Origin of the sequence: Pseudomonas sp. B34(2017) (assembly GCF_002112915.1) — a bacterium.
Taxonomy (GTDB): Bacteria; Pseudomonadota; Gammaproteobacteria; order Pseudomonadales; family Pseudomonadaceae; genus Aquipseudomonas; species Aquipseudomonas pharyngis.
This window is the reverse complement of sequence record NZ_NEJA01000010.1, coordinates 124,979-150,544: the sequence shown is the minus strand read 5'-3', so window position 1 is coordinate 150,544 and position 25,566 is coordinate 124,979. Positions and strand designations below refer to the sequence as shown.

The 25,566-nt window shown below is 61.0% G+C and carries 24 protein-coding genes, 1 pseudogene and 1 riboswitch; of the genes and pseudogenes, 14 read left to right on the top strand and 11 right to left on the bottom strand.

Going from position 1 to position 25,566, the window contains the following annotated elements; genetic code table 11:
- Positions 1-152: 152 nt before the first annotated feature.
- Positions 153-1,427: a uracil-xanthine permease family protein gene (locus CAF80_RS27550; protein WP_039766305.1), complete on the bottom strand. Its 1,275-nt coding sequence runs from the start codon at positions 1,425-1,427 to the stop codon at positions 153-155.
- Between the two features lie 2 nt (positions 1,428-1,429).
- A complete protein-coding gene (gene upp / locus CAF80_RS27545; protein ID WP_007951682.1) occupies positions 1,430-2,068 on the bottom strand; it encodes a uracil phosphoribosyltransferase in 639 nt (212 codons plus the stop codon).
- A gap of 164 nt (positions 2,069-2,232) precedes the next feature.
- Between upp and CAF80_RS27540 the strand changes: the two genes are divergently transcribed.
- The 3 genes from CAF80_RS27540 to CAF80_RS27530 all read left to right on the top strand — a co-directional run bounded on the left by CAF80_RS27540 (position 2,233) and on the right by CAF80_RS27530 (position 3,707).
- Positions 2,233-2,790 (top strand): hypoxanthine-guanine phosphoribosyltransferase, encoded by a 558-nt coding sequence (locus tag CAF80_RS27540; protein WP_007951681.1) that lies wholly within the window; start codon positions 2,233-2,235, stop codon positions 2,788-2,790.
- 86 nt (positions 2,791-2,876) lie between these two features.
- Positions 2,877-3,356, top strand: coding sequence for a hypothetical protein (locus CAF80_RS27535; RefSeq protein ID WP_039766303.1), 480 nt, complete (start codon positions 2,877-2,879; stop codon positions 3,354-3,356).
- 63 nt (positions 3,357-3,419) lie between these two features.
- Complete coding sequence (locus CAF80_RS27530; protein ID WP_085668178.1) at positions 3,420-3,707, top strand: PA4642 family protein; 288 nt, start codon at positions 3,420-3,422, stop codon at positions 3,705-3,707.
- Between the two features lie 74 nt (positions 3,708-3,781).
- On the opposite strand, the gene mqo is transcribed toward CAF80_RS27530, so the two are convergent.
- Positions 3,782-5,290 (bottom strand): malate dehydrogenase (quinone), encoded by a 1,509-nt coding sequence (gene mqo / locus CAF80_RS27525; RefSeq protein ID WP_039766299.1) that lies wholly within the window; start codon positions 5,288-5,290, stop codon positions 3,782-3,784.
- A 700-nt stretch (positions 5,291-5,990) separates the two neighbouring features.
- Positions 5,991-6,224 (bottom strand): hypothetical protein, encoded by a 234-nt coding sequence (locus CAF80_RS27520; RefSeq protein ID WP_039766297.1) that lies wholly within the window; start codon positions 6,222-6,224, stop codon positions 5,991-5,993.
- Positions 6,225-6,414: 190 nt separating this feature from the next.
- Here CAF80_RS27520 and CAF80_RS27515 point away from each other — a divergent pair, with 190 nt between their 5' ends.
- Complete coding sequence (locus CAF80_RS27515) at positions 6,415-6,999, top strand: YajG family lipoprotein (protein ID WP_007951676.1); 585 nt, start codon at positions 6,415-6,417, stop codon at positions 6,997-6,999.
- A 55-nt stretch (positions 7,000-7,054) separates the two neighbouring features.
- On the opposite strand, the gene CAF80_RS27510 is transcribed toward CAF80_RS27515, so the two are convergent.
- Positions 7,055-7,261 (bottom strand): hypothetical protein, encoded by a 207-nt coding sequence (locus CAF80_RS27510; RefSeq protein WP_085613384.1) that lies wholly within the window; start codon positions 7,259-7,261, stop codon positions 7,055-7,057.
- A 193-nt stretch (positions 7,262-7,454) separates the two neighbouring features.
- Between CAF80_RS27510 and CAF80_RS27505 the strand changes: the two genes are divergently transcribed.
- A complete protein-coding gene (locus tag CAF80_RS27505) occupies positions 7,455-7,733 on the top strand; it encodes a hypothetical protein (protein ID WP_039766296.1) in 279 nt (92 codons plus the stop codon).
- Positions 7,734-7,782: 49 nt separating this feature from the next.
- Here the strand turns inward: CAF80_RS27505 and CAF80_RS27500 are convergent, their stop codons facing one another.
- Positions 7,783-8,946, bottom strand: a complete 1,164-nt coding sequence (locus CAF80_RS27500; protein ID WP_170844873.1) for a 1-acyl-sn-glycerol-3-phosphate acyltransferase — start codon at positions 8,944-8,946, stop codon at positions 7,783-7,785.
- A 142-nt stretch (positions 8,947-9,088) separates the two neighbouring features.
- On the opposite strand from CAF80_RS27500, the gene CAF80_RS27495 reads away from it, so the two are divergent.
- The 3 genes from CAF80_RS27495 to CAF80_RS27485 are packed head-to-tail and all read left to right on the top strand — an operon-like array spanning position 9,089 to position 10,201.
- A complete protein-coding gene (locus CAF80_RS27495; protein ID WP_011335896.1) occupies positions 9,089-9,271 on the top strand; it encodes a CPXCG motif-containing cysteine-rich protein in 183 nt (60 codons plus the stop codon).
- A gap of 9 nt (positions 9,272-9,280) precedes the next feature.
- A complete protein-coding gene (locus CAF80_RS27490) occupies positions 9,281-9,541 on the top strand; it encodes a putative signal transducing protein (RefSeq protein WP_011335895.1) in 261 nt (86 codons plus the stop codon).
- A gap of 36 nt (positions 9,542-9,577) precedes the next feature.
- The gene (locus tag CAF80_RS27485) at positions 9,578-10,201 is read left to right on the top strand and encodes an SOS response-associated peptidase (RefSeq protein ID WP_085668177.1); all 624 of its coding nucleotides are present in this window, start codon (positions 9,578-9,580) and stop codon (positions 10,199-10,201) included.
- Between the two features lie 150 nt (positions 10,202-10,351).
- Here the strand turns inward: CAF80_RS27485 and CAF80_RS29350 are convergent, their stop codons facing one another.
- Both CAF80_RS29350 and CAF80_RS29345 read right to left on the bottom strand, forming a co-directional pair.
- The gene (locus tag CAF80_RS29350) at positions 10,352-11,095 is read right to left on the bottom strand and encodes a methyl-accepting chemotaxis protein (RefSeq protein WP_371807400.1); all 744 of its coding nucleotides are present in this window, start codon (positions 11,093-11,095) and stop codon (positions 10,352-10,354) included.
- Positions 11,096-11,209: 114 nt separating this feature from the next.
- Positions 11,210-11,404 (bottom strand): annotated as a pseudogene (locus CAF80_RS29345) (HAMP domain-containing protein); the annotation flags it as partial.
- A 1,352-nt stretch (positions 11,405-12,756) separates the two neighbouring features.
- Between CAF80_RS29345 and CAF80_RS27475 the strand changes: the two are divergent.
- Positions 12,757-13,575: a M48 family metallopeptidase gene (locus CAF80_RS27475; RefSeq protein WP_039766290.1), complete on the top strand. Its 819-nt coding sequence runs from the start codon at positions 12,757-12,759 to the stop codon at positions 13,573-13,575.
- A gap of 44 nt (positions 13,576-13,619) precedes the next feature.
- Here the strand turns inward: CAF80_RS27475 and CAF80_RS27470 are convergent, their stop codons facing one another.
- The 3 genes from CAF80_RS27470 to CAF80_RS27460 form a co-directional block, all read right to left on the bottom strand.
- Positions 13,620-14,204 (bottom strand): TMEM165/GDT1 family protein, encoded by a 585-nt coding sequence (locus CAF80_RS27470; RefSeq protein WP_007956837.1) that lies wholly within the window; start codon positions 14,202-14,204, stop codon positions 13,620-13,622.
- An 88-nt stretch (positions 14,205-14,292) separates the two neighbouring features.
- Positions 14,293-14,415: riboswitch (yybP-ykoY riboswitch) on the bottom strand.
- A 40-nt stretch (positions 14,416-14,455) separates the two neighbouring features.
- Entirely contained in the window at positions 14,456-15,454 is a 999-nt protein-coding gene (locus tag CAF80_RS27465; RefSeq protein WP_074690990.1) for a class I SAM-dependent methyltransferase, read from the bottom strand.
- 33 nt (positions 15,455-15,487) lie between these two features.
- Entirely contained in the window at positions 15,488-16,453 is a 966-nt protein-coding gene (locus tag CAF80_RS27460; protein ID WP_085668176.1) for a 2-hydroxyacid dehydrogenase, read from the bottom strand.
- A gap of 91 nt (positions 16,454-16,544) precedes the next feature.
- Here CAF80_RS27460 and CAF80_RS27455 point away from each other — a divergent pair, with 91 nt between their 5' ends.
- The 5 genes from CAF80_RS27455 (at position 16,545) to CAF80_RS27435 (ending at position 25,554) form a co-directional block, all read left to right on the top strand.
- Positions 16,545-17,174 carry a LysE family translocator gene (locus tag CAF80_RS27455; RefSeq protein WP_085668175.1) on the top strand — a complete coding sequence of 210 codons (630 nt, stop codon included), beginning with the start codon at positions 16,545-16,547 and terminating at the stop codon, positions 17,172-17,174.
- Positions 17,175-17,330: 156 nt separating this feature from the next.
- Entirely contained in the window at positions 17,331-19,013 is a 1,683-nt protein-coding gene (locus tag CAF80_RS27450; protein ID WP_085668174.1) for a fatty acid--CoA ligase, read from the top strand.
- Positions 19,014-19,349: 336 nt separating this feature from the next.
- Complete coding sequence (locus CAF80_RS27445) at positions 19,350-21,239, top strand: DUF1302 domain-containing protein (protein WP_039766283.1); 1,890 nt, start codon at positions 19,350-19,352, stop codon at positions 21,237-21,239.
- A 27-nt stretch (positions 21,240-21,266) separates the two neighbouring features.
- Positions 21,267-22,631, top strand: a complete 1,365-nt coding sequence (locus CAF80_RS27440; protein WP_039766281.1) for a DUF1329 domain-containing protein — start codon at positions 21,267-21,269, stop codon at positions 22,629-22,631.
- Positions 22,632-22,818: 187 nt separating this feature from the next.
- Positions 22,819-25,554 carry a LuxR C-terminal-related transcriptional regulator gene (locus CAF80_RS27435; RefSeq protein ID WP_085668173.1) on the top strand — a complete coding sequence of 912 codons (2,736 nt, stop codon included), beginning with the start codon at positions 22,819-22,821 and terminating at the stop codon, positions 25,552-25,554.
- The last annotated feature ends 12 nt before the right edge of the window (positions 25,555-25,566 follow it).

Genomic DNA, 25,566 nt, shown 5'->3' with positions numbered 1-25,566 from the left:
CGATGATTGATCGTTCCCACGCTCCGCGTGGGAATGCAGCCCGTGACGCTCCGCGTCACTGGACGCGGAGCGTCCCCAGAGGCGTTCCCACGCAGAGCGTGGGAACGATCAGTGTGGGGTGATCCGCGCGGGAACGATCTTGAAGCCAATGCTTAGATCAGCGGCTCATCCGCCTTCTTCTGCTTCCAGCCGTCATTACCCGGCAGCAGCAGGTTCAACGCAATCGCCACCACCGCGCACAGCGCGATGCCTTTGAGACCGAAGTCGTCGGGACCGGTGCCGGTGCCGACCAGCACGCCACCGATACCAAACACCAGGGTCACCGAAACGATCACCAGATTGCGCGCCTCACCCAGGTCGATCTTGTGACGGATCAAGGTGTTCATCCCCACCGCCGCGATCGAACCGAACAGCAGGCACAGAATCCCGCCCATCACCGGCACCGGAATACTTTGCAGCAGGGCGCCGAACTTGCCGATGAACGCCAGGCTGATGGCGAAGATCGCCGCCCAGGTCATGATTTTCGGGTTGTAGTTCTTGGTCAGCATCACTGCGCCGGTGACTTCCGCGTAGGTCGTGTTAGGCGGGCCGCCGAACAGGCCGGCTGCGGTGGTGGCGATACCGTCACCGAGCAGGGTGCGATGCAGGCCCGGCTTCTTCAGGTAGTCGCGACCCGTCACGCTGCCGACGGCAATCACGCCGCCGATGTGTTCGATGGCCGGGGCCAAAGCTACCGGGACGATGAACAGGATTGCCTGCCAGTTGAACTCCGGTGCGGTGAAGGCCGGCAGGGCGAACCACGGTGCCGCGGCAATTTTCGCGGTGTCGACCACGCCGAAGTAGAAGGACAGGGCAAAACCCACCAGCACGCCGGAAATGATCGGCACCAGACGGAAAATGCCTTTGCCGAACACCGCCACGATCAATGTGGTCAGCAGCGCCGGCATCGAGATCATCATGGCGGTCTGGTAATGGATCAGTTCCGAACCGTCGCCGGCCTTGCCCATCGCCATGTTCGCGGCAATCGGCGCCATGGCCAGACCGATGGAGATGATCACAGGGCCGATCACCACCGGCGGCAGCAAACGGTCAATGAACCCGGTGCCTTTGATCTTCACGGCCAGGCCGAGGAAGGTGTAGACGAAACCGGCCGCCATCACGCCGCCCATGGTCGCGGCGAGGCCGAACTGGCCCTTGGCGAGAATGATCGGGGTGATGAAAGCGAAGCTCGACGCGAGGAATACCGGCACCTGACGCCCGGTGACGATCTGGAACAGGATCGTTCCCAGACCCGCGGTAAACAGTGCCACGTTCGGGTCCAGGCCCGTGATCAGTGGCATCAGCACCAGGGCGCCGAAAGCCACGAACAGCATCTGTGCGCCGGACAGCACGGTGCGCCAGAGCGGATCGTTGAACTCTTGCTGCATGCTTACGCGTCCTTCTGCTTGGTGCCGAAGATCTTGTCACCGGCATCGCCAAGCCCAGGAATGATGTAACCGTGCTCGTTGAGTTTCTGATCGATGGACGCGGTGTAGATGATCACGTCCGGGTGAGCTTTCTCGACAGCGGCGATGCCTTCCGGCGCGGCAACCAGCACCATCGCACGGATGTCCTTGCAACCGGCCTTCTTCAGCAGGTCGATGGTCGCAACCATGGAGCTGCCGGTGGCAAGCATCGGGTCGATGATCATGGCCAGGCGTTCGTCGATTTCCGGAACCAGTTTTTCCAGATAGGTGTGGGCCTGCAGGGTTTCTTCGTTACGGGCAACGCCGACGGCGCTGACCTTCGCACCCGGGATCAGGCTCAGCACGCCTTCGAGCATGCCGATGCCGGCACGCAGGATCGGCACGACGGTAATCTTCTTGCCGGCGATTTTCTCGACCGACACGGTGCCGCACCAACCTTCGATATCGTAGGTTTCCAGCGGCAGGTCTTTGGTCGCTTCATAGGTCAACAGGGCACCGACTTCCTGCGCGAGTTCGCGGAAATTCTTGGTGCTGATGTCTGCACGGCGCATAAGGCCAAGTTTGTGACGGATCAGCGGATGGCGGATCTCTTGGATGGACATGGGGAAAGGCTCCGGCGGCGGGCAAAAAAACCGGCCTAGATTAATCTATCCGACGGTGATGTCCTATAGGACATACAGTACGTTAGTCCACAAATGCTTGATTCGGCCGTGCGGGATGCGTACCTTTGCTCGCTTTTCCGAAACAGACCCCCCTGGAGAGCGCCATGTCCGCTGATCTCGAGCATATCCGTCAAATCATGCGAGAGGCTGACTGCCTGTACACCGAAGCTGAAGTCGAGGCTGCCATTGCCCGTGTCGGTGCACAAATCAACGAACAACTGGCCGACAGCAACCCGGTGGTGTTCTGCGTGATGAACGGCGGCCTGATCTTCTCCGGCAAACTGCTGACCCATCTGCAGTTTCCGCTGGAAGCGTCCTACCTGCACGCCACCCGCTATCGCAACGAAACCAGCGGCGGCGACCTGTTCTGGAAAGCCAAGCCTGAAGTCTCGTTCATCGACCGCGACGTGCTGATCATCGACGACATCCTCGACGAAGGTCACACCCTGGGCGCGATCATCGACTTCTGCCGTCACGCCGGCGCGCGCAAAGTGCACACCGCCGTGCTGATCGACAAGGATCACGACCGCAAGGCCCGTCCTGACCTGAAAGCCGACTTCGTCGGTCTGCCGTGCATCGACCGTTACATCTTCGGTTACGGCATGGACTACAAAGGCTACTGGCGCAACGCTAACGGGATCTTCGCCGTCAAAGGCATGTGAGAACCCCTGAAAGATCGCAGCCCCGGGCTGCGATCTTTTGCTTTAAAGGCTGCTAAAGTGCTCGGCCCCGCCCCCCGGAGCCTGTCATGAGCCTCTTGATCCGCAGCTGCGCCGCCCTGTTGCTGACCCTCAGCCTGCCCCTGGCCGCCGCCCCGATGCACAGTCAATTCCTGCCGCCGGACGACCTGACCCTGCGCGATGCCGAACCCGAGCAGCAGCAACTGTTGCAGGTCACCGACTATTCCGTGGTGGTGGGGGCCCAGCGCCAGTCCAATCAGCAGCCGATTCCGGTCACCTCTTCGTTGATGATCCGCCTGAAGGGCAAATCCCTGAACAAGGGCGCGACGATCAATCAGGTGCTGGTCAACTTCGATGGCGAAAGCAAAAGCCTGAAAAAACCGGTGTATGACGACAAGAGCAAGACCCTCACGCTCTACTACCCGCTGGCCCAGTACCGGGTGGTGATCGATCTGTTGCGCAACGACACCGTGTATTGCCAGTTTCTGACCTACGCCAACGGCCACATCTGGGCCGATTTGCACACCGGCAGTACGCGCTCGCGTTGAGCCTTGTGCCTGCGCAGGGGTAAACTGCCCGCCCCGTGAAATGTCTGCGAGCTGGAGTCGGCAATGCGTAAAGATAAGAAGCAAGTGATTGGTGACGAGATCGGCGATGAGCAGATCAAGCTGTTCCTCGATTTTGAGCCGGTCGACGCCTCCTCGCCGTCGCTGCACAAACTGGTCAAGGCTTACCGTGGCCTGCGCATCGACGATTTCGAACGCTTCCTGACGTTCTTCGTCGAAGCCGGTTATGACGTCGATGGCAAGGACGAGCACGGCAAGACTTTCATCGACCAGATCCGCGATCAACGCAACGCTGCGGAATACATCGAGCTGATCGAGAAAGCGCGCGGCTGATATCCGCGGCGTTCCCAAGGCATAAAAAAACGCCCCGCACTCACTGAGTGCGGGGCGTTTTTTATGTCGCAATATCAAGCGAAGCTTGGGGTCTCGCTGCTTTCTTCCACCAGTTCAAGCGCAATGTTGTTCTGCGTGTTGATCTTGCGATACAGCGCCGCGTCGGTTTCCAGGACCTTTTCACGGGCCGGGAAGATTTCCGCCAGTTTGGCAGCCCATTCACCCTTGGCCTTGGCCGGGAAGCACTTCTCGATCAGTTCCAGCATGATCGAAACGGTCACCGAAGCACCCGGCGAAGCGCCGAGCAGGGCGGCGAGGGAGCCGTCCTTCGCGGCCACCAGTTCGGTACCGAACTGCAGGATGCCGCCTTTTTTCGGGTCTTTCTTGATGATCTGCACCCGTTGGCCTGCCACTTCCAGGCGCCAGTCTTCGGCTTTCGCCTCCGGGTAGAAACGGCGCAGGGATTCCAGGCGCTGTTCCATCGACTGCATCACTTCGCTGACCAGGTACTTGGTCAGGTCCATGTTGTTTTTCGCCACGGCCAGCATCGGCCCGATGTTGCCGGCGCGAACCGACAGCGGCAGGTCCATGAAGGAGCCATGCTTGAGGAACTTGGTGGTGAAGCCGGCGTATGGCCCGAACAGCAGGGATTTCTTGCCGTCGACCACGCGGGTGTCCAGGTGCGGTACCGACATCGGAGGCGAACCCACGGCGGCCTGGCTGTAAACCTTGGCCTGGTGATGCTTGACCACTTCCGGGTTGTCGCAGCGCAGCCACTGGCCGCTGATCGGGAAGCCGCCGAAGCCTTTGCTTTCTTCGATGCCCGAAGCCTGCAGCAGCGGCAGGGCCGCGCCACCGGCGCCGAGGAACACGAACTTGGCGTCGACTTCACGGCTGCTGCCGCTGTTGACGTCCTTGATGCTGACGGTCCAGCCATTGCCGTTACGCTTGAGGCCGGTCACGCGCTTGCAGTACTTGACCTGGGCATCGGGGGCGCTGGTCAGGTGCTTGAGCAACTGATTGGTCAGGGCGCCGAAGTTGACGTCGGTGCCGTTGATCACGCGGGTGGCGGCGAGTACCTGGTCTTTTGGACGACCCGGCATCATCAGCGGCATCCACTCGGTCATCTTCGCCTTGTCTTCGGTGTATTCCATGTCGGCGAAGGCGTGGTGCTTGCGCAGCGTATTGAAACGTTCCTTGAGGAACGACACGCCTTTCTCACCCTCGACGTAACTCAGGTGCGGCACCGGGCTGATAAAGGATTTGCACGAGCCGAACGTGCCTTTCCTGGTCAGGTACGACCAGAACTGCTTCGACACCTCGAACTGGGTGTTGATGTGCACGGCTTTCTTGATGTCGACGGTGCCGTCGGCAGCCTGCGGCGTGTAGTTCAGCTCGCACAGGCCGGCGTGGCCGGTACCGGCGTTGTTCCATGGGTTGGAACTCTCCGCGGCACCGGAATCCATCAGCTCGACGACTTCCAGCTTGATCGCCGGGTCGAGTTCCTTGAGCAGTACTGCGAGGGTGGCACTCATGATGCCGGCCCCAACCAGAACTACGTCGACTGCTTCGTTATGCGCCATTTAACGCGTCTCCAAAATCTGCAGCACCAAATTGTCGGCATGGCTGCCAGGCGTCCAGGGCAGGTCAGTTGAGCCCCGGGTATCCTTGGTCAGGTGTGCCATGTCCGAATCTTCGCAATTTTTCGCAACTTCGACGGATGCGTGCGGCCTGGCTTCAAGAGTCCCATGAACTCATTTCGGCACGGGGCTGGCAATTCGACTTATGGTCGAGACATCCGTTTGTGCAACCAAATCCGTAGCGGACAGGCTTCAGGCTCCGGTAGTCGAGGCGTTCCCGTTCCTGTGTCGTTGGGCTGTTTCAGACGCTAATGGTGCATGTTCAGACGCAAAACTATTCATTTGCTCGCCACACTCTTGTGAAGTTGTGAAAACCCGTTTTTTTCACGCTCTTTTGAAGACGTGAACCTCAAAAAGGGCTGTCCGGGGCTGGCACCGTGCCTGGAGGGGCAAACAACTCAGTGGCCGAGCGTCATGACAGCTCTGCAGATTCGCGAAAAGCGGGATTTGCCAGGGAAACAGCAAGCACGCCAGCTTCACTCGATCTGTGTGGGCGGCTCTCTGTGGGCGATTTGGATGCCAATGCAAGCGCATTGACGCTGTTGCGGGGCCCGATCAGGAGACGTCCTTATAATCGGGGGGAGATTGTATCGAAGAAATGCGCGGAGTTGGTCGAGTTTAATGACTTTTATTAGGCATCCGGTCAGATGCTCAACATCGCCTGAGCCCGTGCGCGTGGGCGCTGCTGTTCGACCCGGGCGCTGGCGGGCAGTGGCTGGTGCAGCCAGTTGAGACGGATTTCCTCGATTTCCACCCAGCCGTCACCCATTGGTTGCAGGCTGCATTGCTTGAAGGCCTGGCAATGGCCGTTGCGGTCGAGCAGGGCGAAGCTGCGGTGCAGTGGGCGTGGGGCGAACAACGAGATCAGATAGCGCATGGCAGTGCTCCTTTTGGGGATCTGTGAGCAAGATTGGCAAAGGGCCGTGACGCGCACGTGTATGGGGGGTGACGAATGTATGACAGGAACCGCTGGAGGCTGGTTTTGTCAGAGATTTCAGTGCTGGTGACCCACAGTGGCCCACCGCTATACTGCCGGCCTGTCTGTGCCTGATTCTGGAGAGAAGAGCATGTTGCAACGCCTGTTGTTCGGTTTGATCACTGTGACCAGTTTGACCCTGGTTGGCTGCGCCCACAGCCCGCAACAACTGAGCCCGGAACCGAAGCTGACCACTCAGCTGGCACCGGTCGGCCATGGCCAGCCTGTCGTGGTTCGCGTCGTCGACGGTCGTCCGTCGCCAACCCTCGGCACCCGTGGCGGCCTGTACCCGGAAACCAGCGCCATCACCGTGCAGCGCGAGCAGATCCTGCCGAAGCTGCAGGCCCAGGCTGAAGCCGCCGTGCGTCTGCTCGGGTTCACCCCGACCAACAACGCGCCCAATGCACCGCAGTTGACCGTGACTTTGGCCGAACTGAAGTACCAGTCGCCCAAAGAAGGTATGTACGTGACCGAAGCCACCATCGGCGCCACCTTCCGCTCCGACGTGCAGAACGCCAACCGTCGCTACAGCGGCCGTTACGGTGCCTCGCTGGACCAGCGTTTCGGCATGGCGCCGAACCAGGAAACCAACACCAAACTGGTCAGCGATGTGCTGAGCGATGCGCTGACCCGTCTGTTCAAGGATCCGACCGTGGGTCAGGTCCTCGCCGAGTAAGTATCCGGTTGCTGTGAAAAAGCCCGGAGCCAGTGATGGCTCCGGGCTTTTTCGTTCAGGCGGCTTGCGAATAGAAGTCGAGGACGCTGACGCCGGTCAGCAGGTCGGTCTCGGGCAAGTCCGCATGCTGATGCCCGCCTAGGGCGCAATACACCAGCCAGTGACGGTCCTGAACATTGAAGGCCAGGCTGCCGACGAGGGCTTGCTGCTCGTCGGACGGAGAGATGAGGTACAGGCGATCCTGGTTTTCAGCGTGAAGCATGTCGCGTTCCGTGTCGGTTTCGAGGCGCGCAGGGTGACTGAAACAAATGACGATGCCGTGACACAGGACAGCCATCGGTCGATTGTGGGGTTATTTGTCGTAAAGATTGGGGTTGGCGGGGAGGGTTCCGGTAGAATCCGCGCCGCGGTCGTCGGTCTGGCGCTCGCCATACCGGTTTAGATTGAGGTCTGTGATGTCGCTGCACTTGATGACGCTGTTTACCGCCCATCCCGCCAAACTGATCAACCTGCTCGCCCTGCTGCTGGCCTTCCCCGGCAGTTGGTTGCTGCACGCGACCCGTCGCCGTGAACAACGGGCGATGGCCAGTATCGCAGCCCAGCGCCAGAACCAACCCGATCGGGAGCCGGTGCTCGATTGGGCGACCCTGCGCATGAACCGCTTCTTCTACCGCTTCGGTTTTGCCTGCCTGGGCCTGGCGCTGCTGGTGTCCTGGATCAGTACCCGCTTCTGAACGAAGAACGGCGCCCGAAGGCGCCGTTCTTGTATCCGGCCGACACCGCTTACAGCGGCAGTCCAGCCTTGACCCGGTACTGATTACGCACCGGCGTCGCATATTGCAGCACCAGATACGGACGATGCTCCTCGGGGCAGGCGTCCAGACGGCTCCGCCATTCTTCCTGGGCCTTGGCCAGTTCCTCGGCGCCAAACACCTCGGCAGCCTTCGGCACGTTCAATTGCGGATCGGCATCGGCCCACTGCGCGTACGCCAGGTAATGCACCGGGAACAACCGGTAGCCACCGAGAATCTGCTTGTCCATCTCGACCGCCAATTGCTTGGTGTCTTCGAACAGCTCGGTGATCGGCGCGGCGAAGTTCACGTGCACCCGGCCCTTGTAGCCGGTGATGCCCTTGGCGATGCTCACGTCATCCTCGCCCGGCGCCTTGCTGTAGGTTCCGGTGGTGGCGCGGATGTACAGCTCGCGGGCCTTGGCCTGATCGCACGGGTCGTATTCGTAGCTGATCGACACCGGGGTCAGGTTCAGCGACTGAATGACTTCGCCGAACGGCTCGTCCTTGCGACTCATGTGGAACATCTTGAGGATCGCCGACTCGGTACGGTCGTCGCCGTCCTTCGCGCGGCCTTCGGCCTGGGCGATCCAGATCGAGGCGCAGTCGTTGCGGATCGAGTGGTTGATGTACGCCGACAGCAGTTGATACGCGGCCATTTTCTCGCGGCGCCCGGTGATCGAGCGATGCACGATGAAGCTCTTGTTCAAGCGCATCAGGTCGCTGACGAACGGCTTTTGCAGCAGGTTGTCGCCAATCGCGATGCGCGGCGTCGGCAAGCCGGCGTGGTACACGGCGTAGTTGACGAAGGCCGGGTCCATCACGATGTCGCGGTGGTTGGCGATGAACAGATAAGCGCTGCCGGACTTGAATTGCTCGACACCGGTGTAGGTCACGCCGTCGGTGGCGCGCTCGATGGTGTGGTCGACGTAGAACTCGACCTTGTCCTGCAAAGTGGCCACGGAGGTCACGTCGGCAAACTCACGACGCAGCCGATGGGCTATAAGTGGTTTGAGCATCCAGCCGAAGGCACCGGCAAAACGCGGGAAGCGGAAGTGGGTGAGGATATCTAGAAACGCCTTGTCGCCGAGCAGTCGCGCCAGTACCGCAGGTACTTCGCTGTCGTCGTAAGGTCGGATGGCATCGAATTCGCCCATCATGCTCTCTTGTTGGAAACGGCTAGGGTAAGTAAAGGTTTTGATCGAAAACCAACGGGGCACGGTCTGAAAAAGTAGCCAGACAAAAATAGCCCTGCAAATAGACCGGCGATTATACGCACAAGTCACCCGGGAGACCGCGATGCTGGAAAGCGCAGTATATGAATGTCCGTATTGTGGTGAAGAGGTCGAGACGACCGTGGATCTCTCCGCTGGCGACCAGACCTATATTGAAGACTGTCAGGTGTGTTGTCGGCCGATCACCTTTGTGTTGCAGGTCCATGGAGAGGACTGGTTTCTGGAAGTCTTCAGCGAAAACGAGTGAGGCACGGCCATGCAGCGAATCTACGAGCCGGAAAACCTGATGGAAGGCGAGATGCTCAAGGGCATGCTCGCCAGCGAGGGCATCGAGGCGCATCTGGTCGGACGCGATCTGCTGGGCGGCACGGGCGAGTTGCCGATCTTCGGTCTGCTGGGCCTGTCGGTCGATAACGATCAGGCCGAATACGCCCGCGAGCTGATCAGTGCGTACAATGCCGCGCTGCCGCTGCCCGGCGATGAACCGGACAGCTATCCCGGGACGCTGGTCTGTTAGGCTGGCGTTCGTTTTATTTGTGAGTCGTGCTGCCCCATGTGTGGACGTTATGCCCTGTTTCGCTGGAACCGCGATTTCGCGAGCCTGCCAGGTTTTCCTGCCGATCAGCAGGCGCAGTGGAACATTTCCCCCAACGATTCGGTGTTGATGCTGCGCGCCGAACCCGGCGGCCAGCGCACGCTGGCCCGTGCCCGTTGGGGGCTGACACCGCCGTGGCTGACCGACATGTCGCGCACGCCGGCTCATGCCCGGGCCGAAACCGTCGCCGAACAGCCGATGTTCCGTGAAGCCCTGCGCCTGCGTCGTTGCCTGCTGCCGGCCAACGGGTTTTACGAATGGCGCGGCAACGTGCGCAAGCGGCCGTACTGGCTGACACCGGGAGAAGGCGCTTCGTTGTTTTTTGCGGCGATCTGGGAGGCGTATCCGGTGCAGGAACAGGTGTGGCTGAGCACGGCTGTGATCACCCAGTCGGCGGCCAGTCAGCGCCGGCCGTTGATTCTCGATGAGGCGGGGCAGGCGGCATGGCTTGATCCTGAAACGCCGTTGCATGTCCTGCAAGGCCTGCTCGCCAGTGAACCTGCCGCCCTGCGCGAGCGGGTGCTGGCGAACCTGGTCAATGATCCGAAGCTCAATGGCCCGGAATGCCTGACCCCGGCCTGATCGGTCAGACCTTCGATCGTTCCCACGCTCCGCGTGGGAATGCAGCCCGGGGCGCTCCGCGCCCCAGATCCAGAGCCGAACGCGGAGCGTCCGTTGAGGCATTCCCACGCGGACGGTTCGACGCCTCGACGTGGGAACGATCACTGTCGGCTAGACCTTGAACTGGTTGATCAACCGCCGCTGCTGCTCCGCCAGTTTGGTCAGATCAGCACTCGCCGAACTCGACTCATCCGCACCACCCGCCACTTCGTTCGCCACCTGACCGATATTGATCACATTGCGGTTGATGTCGTCGGCCACCGCGCTCTGTTCTTCGGCGGCGCTGGCGATCTGGGTGTTCATGTCGTTGATCACCGAAACCGCCTGAGTAATCGTTTCCAGTGCTTCGGCCGCCTTGGCCGCGTGCTGCACGCTTTCGTCGGTGCGGTTCTGGCTGTCTTCCATGACCCGCACCACATCGCGGGTGCCCTGTTGCAGTTGCTGGATCATGCTCTGGATTTCTTCGGTGGCCTTCTGGGTCTTCTGCGCCAGGTTGCGCACTTCATCGGCCACCACCGCAAAACCGCGTCCTTGTTCACCGGCACGGGCCGCTTCGATCGCTGCGTTGAGGGCCAGCAGGTTGGTCTGCTCGGCGATCCCGCGAATGGCAATCAGGATCGCGTTGATGTTTTCGCTGTCCTTGGCCAGGGTCTGCACCACGTCCACGGCCTTGCCGATTTCCACGGCCAGCACGCCAATCGAATGGGAGGTGTCGCGCACGATCTGCATGCCCTGACTGGCTGCCTGATCGGCGTGGCTGGCCGCTTGCGCGGCCTGGGTCGCGTTGCGTGCCACGTCTTGCGCGGTGGCGGTCATTTCCTGCACGGCGGTGGCGACCTGATCGATCTCGGCCATCTGCTTCTGAATGCCGATATTGGTACGGATCGCGATGTCCGCCGTGTGCTCCGAGGAATCGCTGACGCTCTGCACCGACGACACCACCTGCGTGATCATCCCCTGCAATTTGGCGAGGAAGGTATTGAAGCCTTTGGCGATTGAACCGAGTTCGTCGTTGCGATCACTGGTCAGGCGACGGGTCAGGTCGCCTTCGCCCTGGGCGATGTCATCGAGCATGGTCACCATCTGTTTGAGCGGACGGGCGATGCCGTGGCCCACCAGCCAGATCACCAGCAAACCAAGACCGGCAATGATCAAACCGACCATGGCCATGCCGAAGGTGTCGGATTTGCGCTGGGCGCCGAGGTCGCCTTGGAGCTTTTGCAGATCGGCCATCACCGCGTCGAGCGGCAGTTGCAGCATCAGCGTCCAGCGTGCGTCGGTCTGGCCGATGCCGAACGGCAGGTACAACTCGATCCGGCCTTGCTCTTTATTGACGGTGTAAGTCACTTCGCCGCGCTTGAGATTGGCCATGTTGGCAATCTGCTGGGCGTCGAGGATGTCGCTGACCTTCTCGCCGAATTTGCTCGTGTCCTTGGTGTAGGCGACGATCCGGCCGTTGCCGCCGATCAGGGCCATTTGCCCGGCGCCGCTGTACAGTTTCTGGTTGGCGCTCAGGAGCATTTCCTGGATGAAGTTCACCGACAGATCGGCGCCGACGATGCCCTGGAAGGCGCCGTTGAGCATGATCGGTTCGATAAAGGAGGCGAGCATGACGATCTTGTCGCCGACCTTGTACGGGGCCGGATCGATCACGCAGGATTTTTTGGTTTCTTTCGAGCACAGGTAGTACTCGCTGGCGCGCACGCCGGTGGACAGGACTTTCTGGTCGTCGACGTCCACCAGTTTGTCCAGGCCCAGGGTGCCGTCGTCATTGCGAAACCACCACGGCAGGAAGCGCCCGTTGCCAGGATCAATCCCGACAACCTGGGTGCCGACGTAGGCCGCGTCATTGTGATCCAGTGCGTTTTTTTCCCAGCCGATGTAAGTGCCGAGAATCTTCGGATTCTTCTCGACGTTTTCCTTGATCAGGCTGATCAGTTGCTCACGGTTGACGGTCAGTCGCGGCTGACCATCGGCACCCGGTGTGCCGAGCAGGGCGTTGACCCGCACCAGTCCGCCGGCAATCAGCAGCGGCGCTTCGAGTTCGCGCTGGATCTGGCTGACCTGAGTCTGCGCCAGCGAGGTCAGGCGCTGTTCGATGACTTGCTCGAACTGGGCCTGGGTCCGTTGCTGGACCATTTCCTGGGTGCGGGCACCGGAGAACAGCGCATACAGCACTAGCGCGGCGACCACGCTGAGTACGATGGCGCCGGCCAGGGCGGCCACGGAAAACTGGATCGACTTGAACTTCATGGGAGCTCCGCACGCGAGAGGACGTCTGCGCTCTTGTATCGGCAGCCACTATTGCGCCATGAGGTGCGGAGCAAGTGATTACAGCCGGATGTCGCAAATGGACCAGTGCACGACGCAGTTGCAGCGGGCTCGGCGGTGGATGTGAATTTTTTCCTGCAGGGCTGGCGGGCGTGTTCTGAAAACAGGTGCAACACGTCCGTTGTATCTGGCGTCGATACAATTACCCGCCTAGGATACGCGACAGGTTTTCAGGGAGCTTTTGAATGAACAAGACATTGGTTGTAAGTGCACTGAGCGCAGCGCTGTTGCTGGCCGGTTGTCAGTCGGTCAACACCACCAGCGGCGGTGCCGTGGGCGTGGAACGCAAGCAGTACATGTTCAGCATGCTGTCCTCGCAAGAGGTCGACCAGATGTATGCCCAGTCCTATCAGAAGACCGTGGGCGAGGCGTCCAGCAAAGGCGTACTGGACAAGACCAGCAACGATGCCAAGCGTGTTCAGGCGATTGCCAACCGCTTGATTGCCCAGGCACCGAACTTCCGTCCGGATGCGGCGCAGTGGAAATGGGAAGTGAATCTGATCAAGAGCGACGAGCTCAACGCCAACTGCGGGCCTGGCGGCAAGATCATTTTCTACACCGGGCTGATCGACAGCCTGAAACTCACTGACGATGAAATCGCCGCAGTCATGGGCCATGAAATCGCCCACGCCCTGCGCGAGCACGGTCGGGAAGCGATGTCCAAGGCCTATGGCATCGAAATGGCCAAGCAGGGCGCCGGTGCGTTGCTCGGCCTGGGTCAGGACAGCCTGGCGCTGGCCGACACCGTGGCCAACTACGGCATGACGCTGCCCAACAGCCGCGCCAACGAAAACGAAGCCGACCTGATCGGTCTGGAGCTGGCTGCACGTGCCGGTTACAACCCGAACGCCGCCATCACTTTGTGGGACAAGATGAGCAAGGCCTCTGAAGGCGCGCCGCCGGAGTTCATGAGCACTCACCCGTCTTCCAGCAGCCGCACGGCTGCGTTGCAGGCGGCGATTCCGAAGGTCATGCCGCTTTACGAGAAAGCGCCCAAGTCCTGAAACCATGATCGCTCCCGCACTCGGTGCGGGAGCGATCTGCCGGATCAAACCCAGCCGCTGCTCTGCATCGCCTTGTACACCGCGACAATCGCCAGGATCAGGAACGCCGAGGCCGCCAGTCGACGGATCAGGGTCAGCGGCAGTTTCTCCGCCGCAAAATTCCCCGCCAGTACCACCGGCACGTTAGCGATCAGCATGCCCGCCGTGGTGCCGATGATCACCAGCCACAGCTCCGGGTATTGCGCCGCCAGCATCACGGTAGCGATCTGGGTCTTGTCACCGATTTCCGCGAGGAAGAACGCAATCAGCGTGGTCAGGAATGGCCCGAACTTGCGGGCGGTGCTGGCTTCATCGTCATCCATCTTGTCCGGTACCAGCGTCCACAGGGCGGTGGCGGCGAAACTTGCGGCGAGAATCCAGTGCAGGACGGAATCGGAGAAGAAGCTGCCGAACCAAGCGCCGACCGCACCGGCTGCCGCGTGGTTGGCCAGGGTCGCAGCCACGATACCGGCGATGATCGGCCAGGGTTTGCGGAAGCGAGCGGCGAGAATCAGCGCGAGCAGTTGCGTCTTGTCGCCGATTTCGGCCAAGGCAACGATTGCGGTGGGAACGAGTAACGAGTCCAGCATCAGGATTTCCTAAGGGGCGGGTCGACACGGCTATGACACGTACAGCCTTCCCGCCCCGGGTAAGGTGTGCGTGTCATAGGTCTTGTCAAACCCTGCGATCCGTCTGCTGCGGACGCTTGGGTCGCATACGCCATGATCTGAGGATCAAGTATGTTGACGTATGCCGGACGAGCATGGCGCTCGTGGGAGACTACTCCCCTAGGACGGAGCGGATTCTGCCTAGGCGGAATCCATTCGGCAAGTGCTAATTTTCAGCCGCGCTTGGCCCGGTAAATCCGGAATCCATTGCCTTCGGCCTTGATCGCACAGACCCCGAGATGCTCTTCGATCAGCGGTTGATATTTCAGGAAGCTGTTGGCAACCAAGCGAAGTTCGCCGCCGTTTTTCAGATGTTTGGCCGCTTTTCGTAGCAAGTTTTCGGTAGCGAAATAATCGGTATGCACACCGACATGGAACGGCGGGTTGCTCAGAATCGCGTTCAAACCCATCGGCGCGGCGTCGATGCCGTCACCGGTCAGCACCTCGGCTTCCAGACCATTGGCCGCCAGGGTCAAACGGCTGCTGGCGGCAGCGAAGGCATCAACGTCGAGCAAGGTGACCTGATTGTGCGGGTAACGACGCTTGACCGCCGCACCCAGCACGCCGGCGCCGCAACCAAAGTCCAGCAGATGGCCGCTCGGCAGTTTGTCCAGATGTTCCAGCAGCAGGGCGCTGCCGCGATCCAGTCGGCCGTGGCTGAATACGCCCGGCAGACTGATGACTTTCAACGGGCCTTCGGCCAGCGGCAATTCGTAGGTCTGCGCCAGGCTTTCCAGCGGCTTGGCTTGCGGGGCGTTGGCCACGGTCACTTGCCACAGCTGGCAATGGCGCGCGCTGTCGAGCTTGCGCGGCTTGCCGAACGGGTTGAGCTGTTTGGAGGCGCCTTCAATGCCGCTGCGTTTTTCCCCGACCAGATACACCTCGCGCCCGGCCAGGCGTGAAGCCACGGCATTGAGGATGTAATCGGTCAGGTCCTTGGCCTTGGGCAGAAACACCACGGCGTTGGTGAATTCGCGTTCCGGCACGTTCACGCCAAAATGGCTGCGGCCTTCGAAGCGGGCTTCGAGCGCGGCCTGATCGCCTGCGTGCCAGCACCAGCCAAACGCCTCGGGCAGGCGCCCCAGCAGATCATCGGCAGGCAAACCGGCCAGCAACACCGAACCCTGGAATAACTCGGCCTGACGAAGCAGTACTTCACTGCGCGGATCCATAACTGCTCCTGTGAAAAAAAGTGCCGCAGTTTATCAACTGACGACCCGCAGCGCCTTACCGCTGTAGAACGCCTGGGTGTTTTCCACCAGTTGGCCGACGATTCGCTGCCGCGCTTCGCGGCTGCCCCAGGCGTTGTGCGGGGTGATGATCAGGCGCGGGATGTCGGCGGCCAGCAGCGGATTGCCGTTGGTCGGTGGCTCGACGCTCAATACATCGGTGGCCGCGCCGCCCAGATGACCGCTGCGCAGGGCGTCGGCCAGAGCCTGTTCGTCAATCAGCCCGCCACGGGCGGTGTTGACCACGAACGCGCCAGGTTTCATCGAGGCGAGTTCGCGGGCACCGATGAAGTGCCGAGTGTGTTCGTTGAGCGGGCAGTGCAGGGTGAGAGCGTCGATCTGCGGCAGCAATTCTTCCAGCGGCAAGCGATCCGGACGGGCCGGGCGCCCCGGAATCTGTCCCAGCAGCACGCGCATGCCGAAGGCTTCGGCCAGACGCGCGACCGCGCCGCCGAGTTCGCCGTGTCCAAGCAGGCCGAGGGTTTTGCCTTCCAGCTCGACGATCGGGTAGTCCAGCAGGCAGAACTGTTTCGCCTGCTGCCAGCGACCTTCACCGACGGCTTTCTGATAATCGGCCAGGCGCGTGGCGAGATTGAGCAGCAGCATGATCGTGTGCTGCGCCACCGACGGGGTGCCGTAACCCTGACAGTTGCACACTGTGATCCCATGGGCGCGGGCGGCGGCCAGATCGACGTTGTTGGTCCCGGTGGCGGTGATCAGGATCAGCTTCAGCTGTGGGTTGGCGGCCATGGCGGCGGCGTCGATCAGGATCTTGTTGCTGATCGCCACGGTTGCACCTTGCAGGCGCTCGCTCACTTGCGCAGGCAGCGTCTGGGCGAACAGTTGCAGGTCGCTGAAGCAGTCACGCAAAGGGCTCAGATCGAGATCGCCAAGATCCAGCGAAGGGTGATCGAGGAATACGGCGCGGTGGGCGTTCGTCATCAACTGTACCTGTCGTGCTTTGAAGGGAAGGCGTAATCTGCCGAGCCTACCAGATGAAACAACTCGTTACGCTTGGCCGAAAGGAGCCCCCATGTACTGGACCGAATTCTTGACCGTTGCCCTGATTCACCTGCTGGCCGTCGCCAGCCCCGGTCCTGATTTTGCCGTGGTGGTGCGTGAAAGCGTGACCCATGGTCGACGCGCCGGGACCTGGACCGCGTTGGGCGTGGGCACGGCGATTTTCCTGCACGTCGGTTATTCCTTGCTGGGGATCGGCCTGATCGTTTCCCAATCAATCGTGTTGTTCAACGCCCTGAAATGGGCGGCGGCCGCGTACCTGCTGTACATCGGCTTCAAGGCCCTGCGTGCGCAACCGGCGAAAACCGTGACCGATGATCTGCACAAAGAGGTCGGCGAGCGCACCGCACGTGGCGCGTTCACTTCGGGTTTCGTGACCAACGGCCTGAACCCGAAAGCCACGCTGTTCTTCCTGTCGTTGTTCACCGTGGTGATCAACCCGCACACACCGCTGACAGTACAGGCCGGTTACGGCATTTATCTGGCCGCCGCGACCGCCACCTGGTTCTGCCTGGTAGCGATGTTGTTCAGCCAGCAGCGCGTGCGCGCCGGTTTCGCCCGCATGGGCCACTGGTTCGACCGCACCATGGGCGCGGTGCTGATCGCCATCGGCGTGAAACTCGCGTTCACCGAGATGCATTGATCCTTCTGCGCTGTCATCTGTTTCGGCAAATGCTGGCGCAAAGCTAGCATTTGTACGGCTCTGCAAATCATTCCTTTGGCTGATTTGGCTGACGTATAACGGTTCTAGAGTACGAAACTCCAAAGCCAACACCGTGCAGTCAGAAAAGGGATTCTTATGTTGCAGACTCGCGTCATTCCGCCCGCCGAAGGGGCGTACCAGTATCCACTGCTGATTAAACGGCTGCTGATGTCCGGTGCCCGTTACGAGAAAACCCGCGAGATCATCTACCGTGACCAGCTGCGCTACAGCTACCCGACCCTGATCGAGCGGGTCGCGCGGCTGGCCAACGTACTGACGGCGGCCGGGGTCAAGGCCGGTGACACCGTGGCGGTGATGGACTGGGACAGCCATCGATACCTGGAGTGCATGTTTGCGATTCCGATGATCGGCGCGGTGATCCACACCATCAACGTGCGCCTGTCGCCGGAACAGATCCTCTACACCATGAACCACGCCGAGGACCGCTTCGTGCTGGTCAACAGCGAGTTCGTCGGGCTGTACCAGGCTATTGCGCCACACCTGACCACGGTGGAGAAAACCCTGCTGCTGACCGATCTGCCGGAAAAAACCGCCGATCTGCCGAATCTGGTCGGCGAGTACGAGCAACTGCTGGCGGCCGCGAGTCCGCAGTACGACTTTCAGGATTTCGACGAGAACTCGGTCGCCACCACGTTCTACACCACGGGCACCACCGGCAATCCGAAAGGCGTGTACTTCACCCATCGGCAACTGGTGCTGCACACCATGGGCGTGTCGACCATCATGGGCGCCATCGACAGCGTGCGGCTGCTGGGCACCAACGACGTGTACATGCCGATCACCCCGATGTTCCACGTGCATGCGTGGGGTCTGCCGTATGTGGCGACCATGCTCGGGCTCAAGCAGGTTTATCCGGGGCGTTACGACCCGGAATTCCTGGTCGAGTTGTGGCGCAAGGAAAAGGTCACGTTCTCCCATTGCGTGCCGACCATCCTGCAGATGGTGCTCAATGCCAAGGGCGCGCAGGGCACCGATTTCGGCGGCTGGAAAATCGTCATCGGCGGCAGTGCGCTCAATCGCACGCTGTATGAAACGGCCAAGAGCAAAGGCATTCAGCTGACGGCTGCTTACGGCATGTCGGAAACCGGGCCACTGGTTTCGTGCGCGCATCTGAATGATGAGTTGATGGCGGGCACCGAAGACGAGCGCACCACCTATCGGATCAAGGCCGGCGTGCCGGGGCCATTGGTCGAAGCGGCGATCGTCGATACCGAAGGCAATTTTCTCCCGGCCGACGGCGAGACCCAGGGCGAACTGGTACTGCGCGCACCGTGGCTGACAGAAGGCTATTTCAACGAACCGCAGAAGGGCGCCGAGCTGTGGGCCGGCGGCTGGCTGCACACAGGCGACGTGGCGACGCTCGACGCCATGGGTGTGATCGACATCCGCGACCGGATCAAGGACGTGATCAAGACCGGCGGCGAATGGATCTCCTCGCTGGACCTCGAAGACCTGATCAGTCGTCACGTCGCGGTACGTGAAGTAGCAGTGGTGGGGATCGCCGATCCGCAGTGGGGCGAGCGTCCGTTTGCCTTGCTGGTGGTTCGTGAAGGTCACGCCATCGGGGCGCGCGAGCTCAAGGAGCACCTCAAGCCGTTCGTTGAACTGGGGCACTTGAGCAAGTGGGCGATACCAAGCCAGATCGCGCTTGTTACTGAAATTCCCAAGACCAGTGTCGGCAAGCTCGACAAGAAGCGCATCCGCCTCGACATCACCGAATGGCAGGCCAACAACAGCACCTTCCTCTCGACGCTCTGAGCGTCCGCTGGCGCGCCGAAAACGGCGCGCCAGACCCACCAAGCAAGCGCTTGGCTTGTGAAATTCGAATTTTCAGCCATCCTTGCCGTGCCGACATGTGTCGGACTGGCGAAAGGACTGTTCCAGAGTGGCCGGCAGCTGCAAATCACACTTTAGAGGGATCAAGCAGTACCACCTGCTGGCTATAGTCCGCTCAAGGATTTTTAAGAACGGGGCACACGCACAAACGGGGCGATGCAACATTGAAGCGATTTCGGGAAGCCTCTGGCACCCGGTCCTTCAGGCGTTTTTAAAAGTACTCACTGCCATAACAATAATGCACATGGAGTAGCGTCGATGACCTCAGTAAACCAGTTCTGGCGCCGGGCAAAGCTGCCTCTGGCCGTCAGTCTTGCTTCTTCGCTCGCCGGGCCCGCATTCGGCGTCAGTTTCAACGTCGGTGAAATCGAAGGCCAGTTCGACTCCTCCCTGTCGATCGGTGCCAGCTGGTCCACCCAGAGCCCGAACAAGAACCTCATCGGCGTCAACAACGGCGGTCACGGTCTGTCCCAGACTTCCGACGACGGCCATGCCAACTTCAAGAGCGGCGAAACCTTCTCGAAGATCTTCAAGGGCATCCATGACCTCGAACTGAAATACGGCGACACCGGCGTGTTCGTCCGAGGCAAATACTGGTACGACTTCGAACTGAAGGACGAGAGCCGCGAGTTCAAGGACATCAGCGACAGCAACCGCAAGGAAGGCGCCAAGTCCGCCGGCGGTCAGATCCTCGACGCCTTCGTCTACCACAACTACGCGATTGCCGATCAGCCGGGCTCCGTGCGTCTGGGCAAACAGGTGGTGAGCTGGGGTGAAAGTACCTTCATCGGCGGCGGCATCAACTCGATCAACCCGATCGACGTTTCCGCTTTCCGTCGTCCGGGCGCCGAGATCAAGGAAGGCCTGATCCCGGTCAACATGTTCTACGTGTCCCAGAGCCTGACCGACAACCTGTCGGCCGAAGCCTTCTATCAGCTGGAGTGGGACCAGACCGTCGTCGACAACTGCGGTACGTTCTTCTCCCAGCCGGACATCATTGCCGACGGTTGCACCGACAACCTGCGGGTGCTGAACAAGCGCTCGCAGATCCCGGCCATTGCCCTGGGGCCATTGGCGGCCAACGGCGTCAACGTCAATGAAGAAGGCGTGCTGGTGCCGCGCGGCGGCGATCGCGATGCGCGCGACAGCGGCCAGTGGGGCGCGTCCCTCAAGTACATGTTCGAACCGCTGGACACCGAATTCGGTGCCTATTTCATGAACTACCACAGCCGGGCGCCGATCTTCAGTGCCACCGGTGCGCCGCAGTCGGTGTACAACACCGTAGCCGCATTGCCAGGCCCGTTTCAGGCGCTCGGGCCACTGTTGGTCGCGGGCAACTCGAAGTACTTCGTCGAATACCCTGAAGACATCCGCCTCTACGGTCTGAGCTTCTCCACCACCTTGCCTACCGGTACGGCGTGGAGCGGTGAGATCAGCTATCGCCCGAATGCACCGGTGCAACTGAACTCCACCGACATCCTGTTCGCCGGCGTGCGTCCGCTGGGTGGCCCTTACGCCAACGCATCGCTGCTCAATGGCGTGCCGGGTCAGGATCTGCATGGCTACGAGCGCAAGGAAATCACTCAACTGCAAACCACCTTCACGCACTTCTTCGATCAGGTCATGGGCGCCAGCCGTCTGACCCTCGTGGGTGAAGTGGGCATGACTTACGTGGGCGGCCTCGAAAGCCGATCCGACAAGCGCTATGGCCGCGATCCGGTCTATGGCCCGGGCGAGCTGCCAGCCACCGGTACCACCAATACCTGCGTCAACATCCTCAACAACGGCACCATCAACGGCGCCGGACCAGGTTCGCCGCAGAACAACCGCAGCCGCAATTGCGACAACGACGGTTTCACCACGTCGATGTCCTGGGGCTACCGCGGCCGTGCGATCTGGGAATACAACGATGTCTTCGCCGGTGTGAACCTCAAGCCGAACGTGGCCTGGTCCCACGACGTCAGCGGCTACTCGCCAGGCCCTGGCGGCAACTTCGAGGAAGGTCGCAAGGCCGTCAGTCTGGGCGTCGATGCCGAGTATCAGAACACCTACACCGCGAGCCTGGCGTACACCAACTTCTTCGACGGCAAGTACACCACCGTGGATGACCGCGATTTCGTGGCGCTCAGCCTCGGCGTGAACTTTTAAGCACTGCATTTCAGGACGAACGAATTTATGAAAATAACAAAGAGTCTGTTCCACGCCGGTGTTCTGAGCCTGTCGCTGCTGGCGACCGGCGTCATGGCGGCGGTGCCTGCCGCCGAAGCGGACAAGCTGGGCAAGAGCCTGACCCCGATGGGCGCCGAAATGGCCGGTAACGCCGACGGTTCGATCCCGGCCTGGAAACCGATGCCGAAGAATGCCGGCACCGTCGACAGTAAAGGCTTCCTGTCCGATCCGTACGCCAGTGAGAAACCGCTGTTCACCATCACCAAGCAGAACGTCGATCAGTACAAGGCCAAGCTCGCGCCGGGCCAGTACGCGATGTTCCAGCGCTATCCCGACACCTTCAAGATGCCGGTCTATCCGTCCCATCGCGGTGCCACCGTGCCGGATGCCGTGTTCGCAGCCATCAAGAAGAACGCCACCACCACGACCCTGGTGTCGGGCGGCAACGGCCTGGAAAACTTCGATACCGCCGTGCCATTCCCGATTCCGAAAACCGGTGTGGAAGTCATCTGGAACCACATCACCCGCTATCGCGGCGGCAGCGTGACGCGTCTGGTGACCCAGGCCACGCCGCAACCGAACGGCTCGTTCAGTCTGGTGTACTTCCAGGATCAGTTCGTGTTCCGCGACAAGATGAAGGATTACGATCCGGCGAACCCGGGCAACATCCTGTTCTACTTCAAGCAGAAAGTGACCGCGCCGGCACGTCTGGCCGGTGGCGTGCTGCTGGTGCACGAAACCCTCGACCAGGTGAAGGAACCGCGTTCGGCGTGGGTCTACAACGCCGGTCAGCGTCGTGTGCGTCGCGCACCGCAAGTGTCGTATGACGGCCCGGGTACTGCGGCGGATGGCCTGCGTACTTCCGACAACCTGGACATGTTCAACGGCGCACCGGATCGCTACGACTGGAAACTGGTGGGCAAGCAGGAGATGTACATCGCCTCCGACAGCTACAAGCTCGACGATCCGAAACTCAAGTACACCGACATCATCAAGGCCGGGCACATCAACCAGGATCTGGCGCGTTATGAACTGCGTCGCGTCTGGCACGTGACCGCGACCCTGAAGGAAGGTCAGCGTCACATCTACGCCAAGCGTGACTTCTTCATCGACGAAGACACCTGGCAAGCCGCTGTCATCGACCACTACGACGGTCGTGGCCAACTGTGGCGCGTCGCCGAAGCGCACGCCGAGAACTACTACGACAAGCAAGTGCCGTGGTATGCCCTGGAAACCCTCTACGATCTGCAATCCGGCCGTTATCTGGCGCTGGGCATGAAGAACGAAGAGAAGTCGGCGTATGACTTCGGCTTCACCGCCACCACCAGCGACTTCACCCCGGCCGCCCTGCGTCAGGATGGTGTTCGCTAAGCTCCTGTAAATCGAGGCCGCATCCTCGTGAAAACGCCCCGACTGGTTCGGGGCGTTTTTTTTGCTATCAGTTTTTCCGTAGGCTTTTTGTAGCCATTTGTAGCAACGACCTTCATAACCGCTCCGTTTAAGGCTAGTCTGCGGACATCTGCTACGCCGCCAACAGCCATACGAACAAGAGCCGGCCATGACTGATCTGTCCCCACTTCCGGGTCCCGCAAGCGTTGCCGTCGCGGCACTGGACGGGCGTTTTTTTCGCCCGCCGCTACCCGATGGCTACGTGCTGCGACCCCGTTTGTGCGAGCGCCTGAGTGCGGGGCTCGGAGGGCGCCTGTTGCTGGTCAGCGCTCCGGCCGGTTTTGGCAAGAGTTCGCTGGCGGTGGAGTTCTGCCAGAGTTTGCCGGCGCACTGGCAAAGTCTGTGGCTGGGCCTGAGCGCTCGCGACAGTGACCCGGGACGCTTCCTCGAGCGCTTGCTCGAGGGCCTGCAGGACTACTTTCCCGAACTCGGCAGCCGCGCACTCGGTTTGTTGAAAATGCGCCAGCGTCATCAGCCGTTCGCCTTCGAAGAATGGCTCGACGGCTTGCTCGATGAGCTGGCACTGCACCTGCTACCGACCTCACCGCTGCTGCTGGTACTCGACGATTACCACCTCGCCCAAGGGCCGGTCCTCGATCGTTGCCTGCAGTTTTTCCTCAACCATTTGCCCGATGGTCTGCTGGTCATGGTCACCAGCCGTCAGCGCCCGGACTGGCATCTGGCCCGTCTGCGCCTGTCCCGGCAGTTGCTGGAACTGCACGAGCAGGATCTGCGCCTGACCCACGACGAAGCCCTCACGTTACTCGATCGCCACAGCAGCTCCTTGCGCGGCGAAGCCCTGGAAAACCTGATCCAGCGCAGTGAGGGCTGGGTGGCGGGGTTGCGATTCTGGTTGCTGGCGATTTCTGAAGTAGGTACCGAATCGGCGTTGCCGCAGGCTTTGAACGGCGGGGAAGGGCTGATCCGTGAATACCTGCTGGAGGAAGTCATCGACTGCCTGCCCGCCGAGGTGCAGGCGTTTCTTTATGACACCGCACCGCAGGAGCGCTTTTGCAGCGAGCTTTGCGATGCTGTGCGCGAAGCCCACGACAGTGCCGAAATCCTGCGTTTCCTGCTGGCGCATCAGGTGTTTCTGGTGCCGCTGGACGAGCACGGTCATTGGTATCGCTATCACCATCTGTTTTCCGATCTGTTGCGCAGTCGGCCGATCACCCGGGCGATAGTCCCGGCCGCCACGCTGCACTTGCGCGCGTGCCGCTGGTTCAATGCCCAGGGCCTGCTGGATGAAGCGGTGGAGCAGGCCCTGCGCGCGGGGCATCTGGATGTCGCAGCCAATCTGGTACAGAACCTGTCCGAGGAACAACTGCTGGCCGAGCAGAACGTCGGCATGCTGCTGCGCTGGAAAATGGACTTGCCTGACAGCCTGCTGATCAGCACCCCGCGCCTGATCGTGTTGTACAGCTGGGCGTTGGGGCTGGCCTGTCAACTCGACGCGGCCGAAGAACTTGCCAGTCACCTGAGCCGGTTTCTGCCGGCGCCATCGGCAACCGCCCAGAAGTCGATGCTCGCCCAATGGCTGGCGCTCAAAGGCATCATCGCCCGTGGACGGGGCCATCGCGAGCAGACCATCGAGTATTGCAGCGAGGCACTGGAAAGCCTGCCGGCCAAGCGTTACGGTCAGCGCCTGATGTGTCTGTCGACCCTGTCCAATCTTGCGATTGCCGATGGTGATCTGTGGCGTGCACGGGGCTTGAACCGTGAGTCGCTCGAACTGGCGCAGCGCGTCGGCAATCCCTTGTTCGAGGCGCTGGCGCACTATGATCGTGCCCGCGTCCTGCAGGCGCGCGGCGAAATCCTGCGCGCGCTCGATGAAGTGCACCAAGGGCTGGAGCGCCTGCGCGGATTGTCCGCACAGCGTTTGTACGCCGTGCGTGCGCGACTGACGCTGTATGAGGGTTTTCTGCTGGCCATGCGGCTGCAGCCGCAGGCGGCAAGGACGCGATTGCAGGCGGGTCTGACTGAAGCAAGGGCCTGTCGTGACATCAGCGTGCTGATCGGCCATTGCGTGATCGCCCGTCTGGACGGCAACAATGGAGATTTCGCCAAGGCCTTCGCCGAGCTGGCTGAGGCCGAACGTCTTATGCATATCTGGGACGTGCCGCCAATCTACTACCTGGCGATGATCACCCTGGTCAAATGCGAACTGTGGCTGGCCCAAGGGCGCATCGATCTGGCCGAAGCGTGGCTGGCGCGACTGGGCCAGACCTACACCGGTGAACGCGCGGCGGCACCGCCGGAATTTCATCCACAGCTGCCGCTGCACGTCGAACTGCAACAGGCGTTGCTGGACGTCATACAGGGGCAACCGATGCTCGCCGAAGGGCGATTGAACGTGCTGCTGGAGAACGGCCAGCAAACCGGACGGCAACTGCTCAGCGTGATGGCACTGACGCAAAAAGTGGCGTTGCTGCTGGCAGCCGGACGCGAGCCTGAAGCGCGCAAGGCGTTGAGTCAGGCACTGGAAGCTGCGTCCGGGGGCGTCCTGCAGCCTTTCGATGTGCTGGTCAAAGAGCATGCTGACTGGTTGCGCGGGCAACTGTCACTGACTGCACCGACAGCTGCCGGTCAGCAATTGCTGGAACATTTCCCCCAAGCGCCGGCTCGCCCTGCAGCGGAATCCACGACGACCGAATCGCTCAGCAGCCGTGAGCTCGCCGTCCTGAGGTTGATCGCGCAGGGCTGTTCGAACCAGGAAATCAGCGATCAGCTTTTCATCTCGCTGCACACCGTAAAAACCCATGCCAGTCACATCAACAGCAAGCTGGGTGTGGAACGGCGTACGCAGGCGGTGGCGCGGGCGAAAGAGCTGGGGGTGTTGAACTGAATCTGCTGTTTT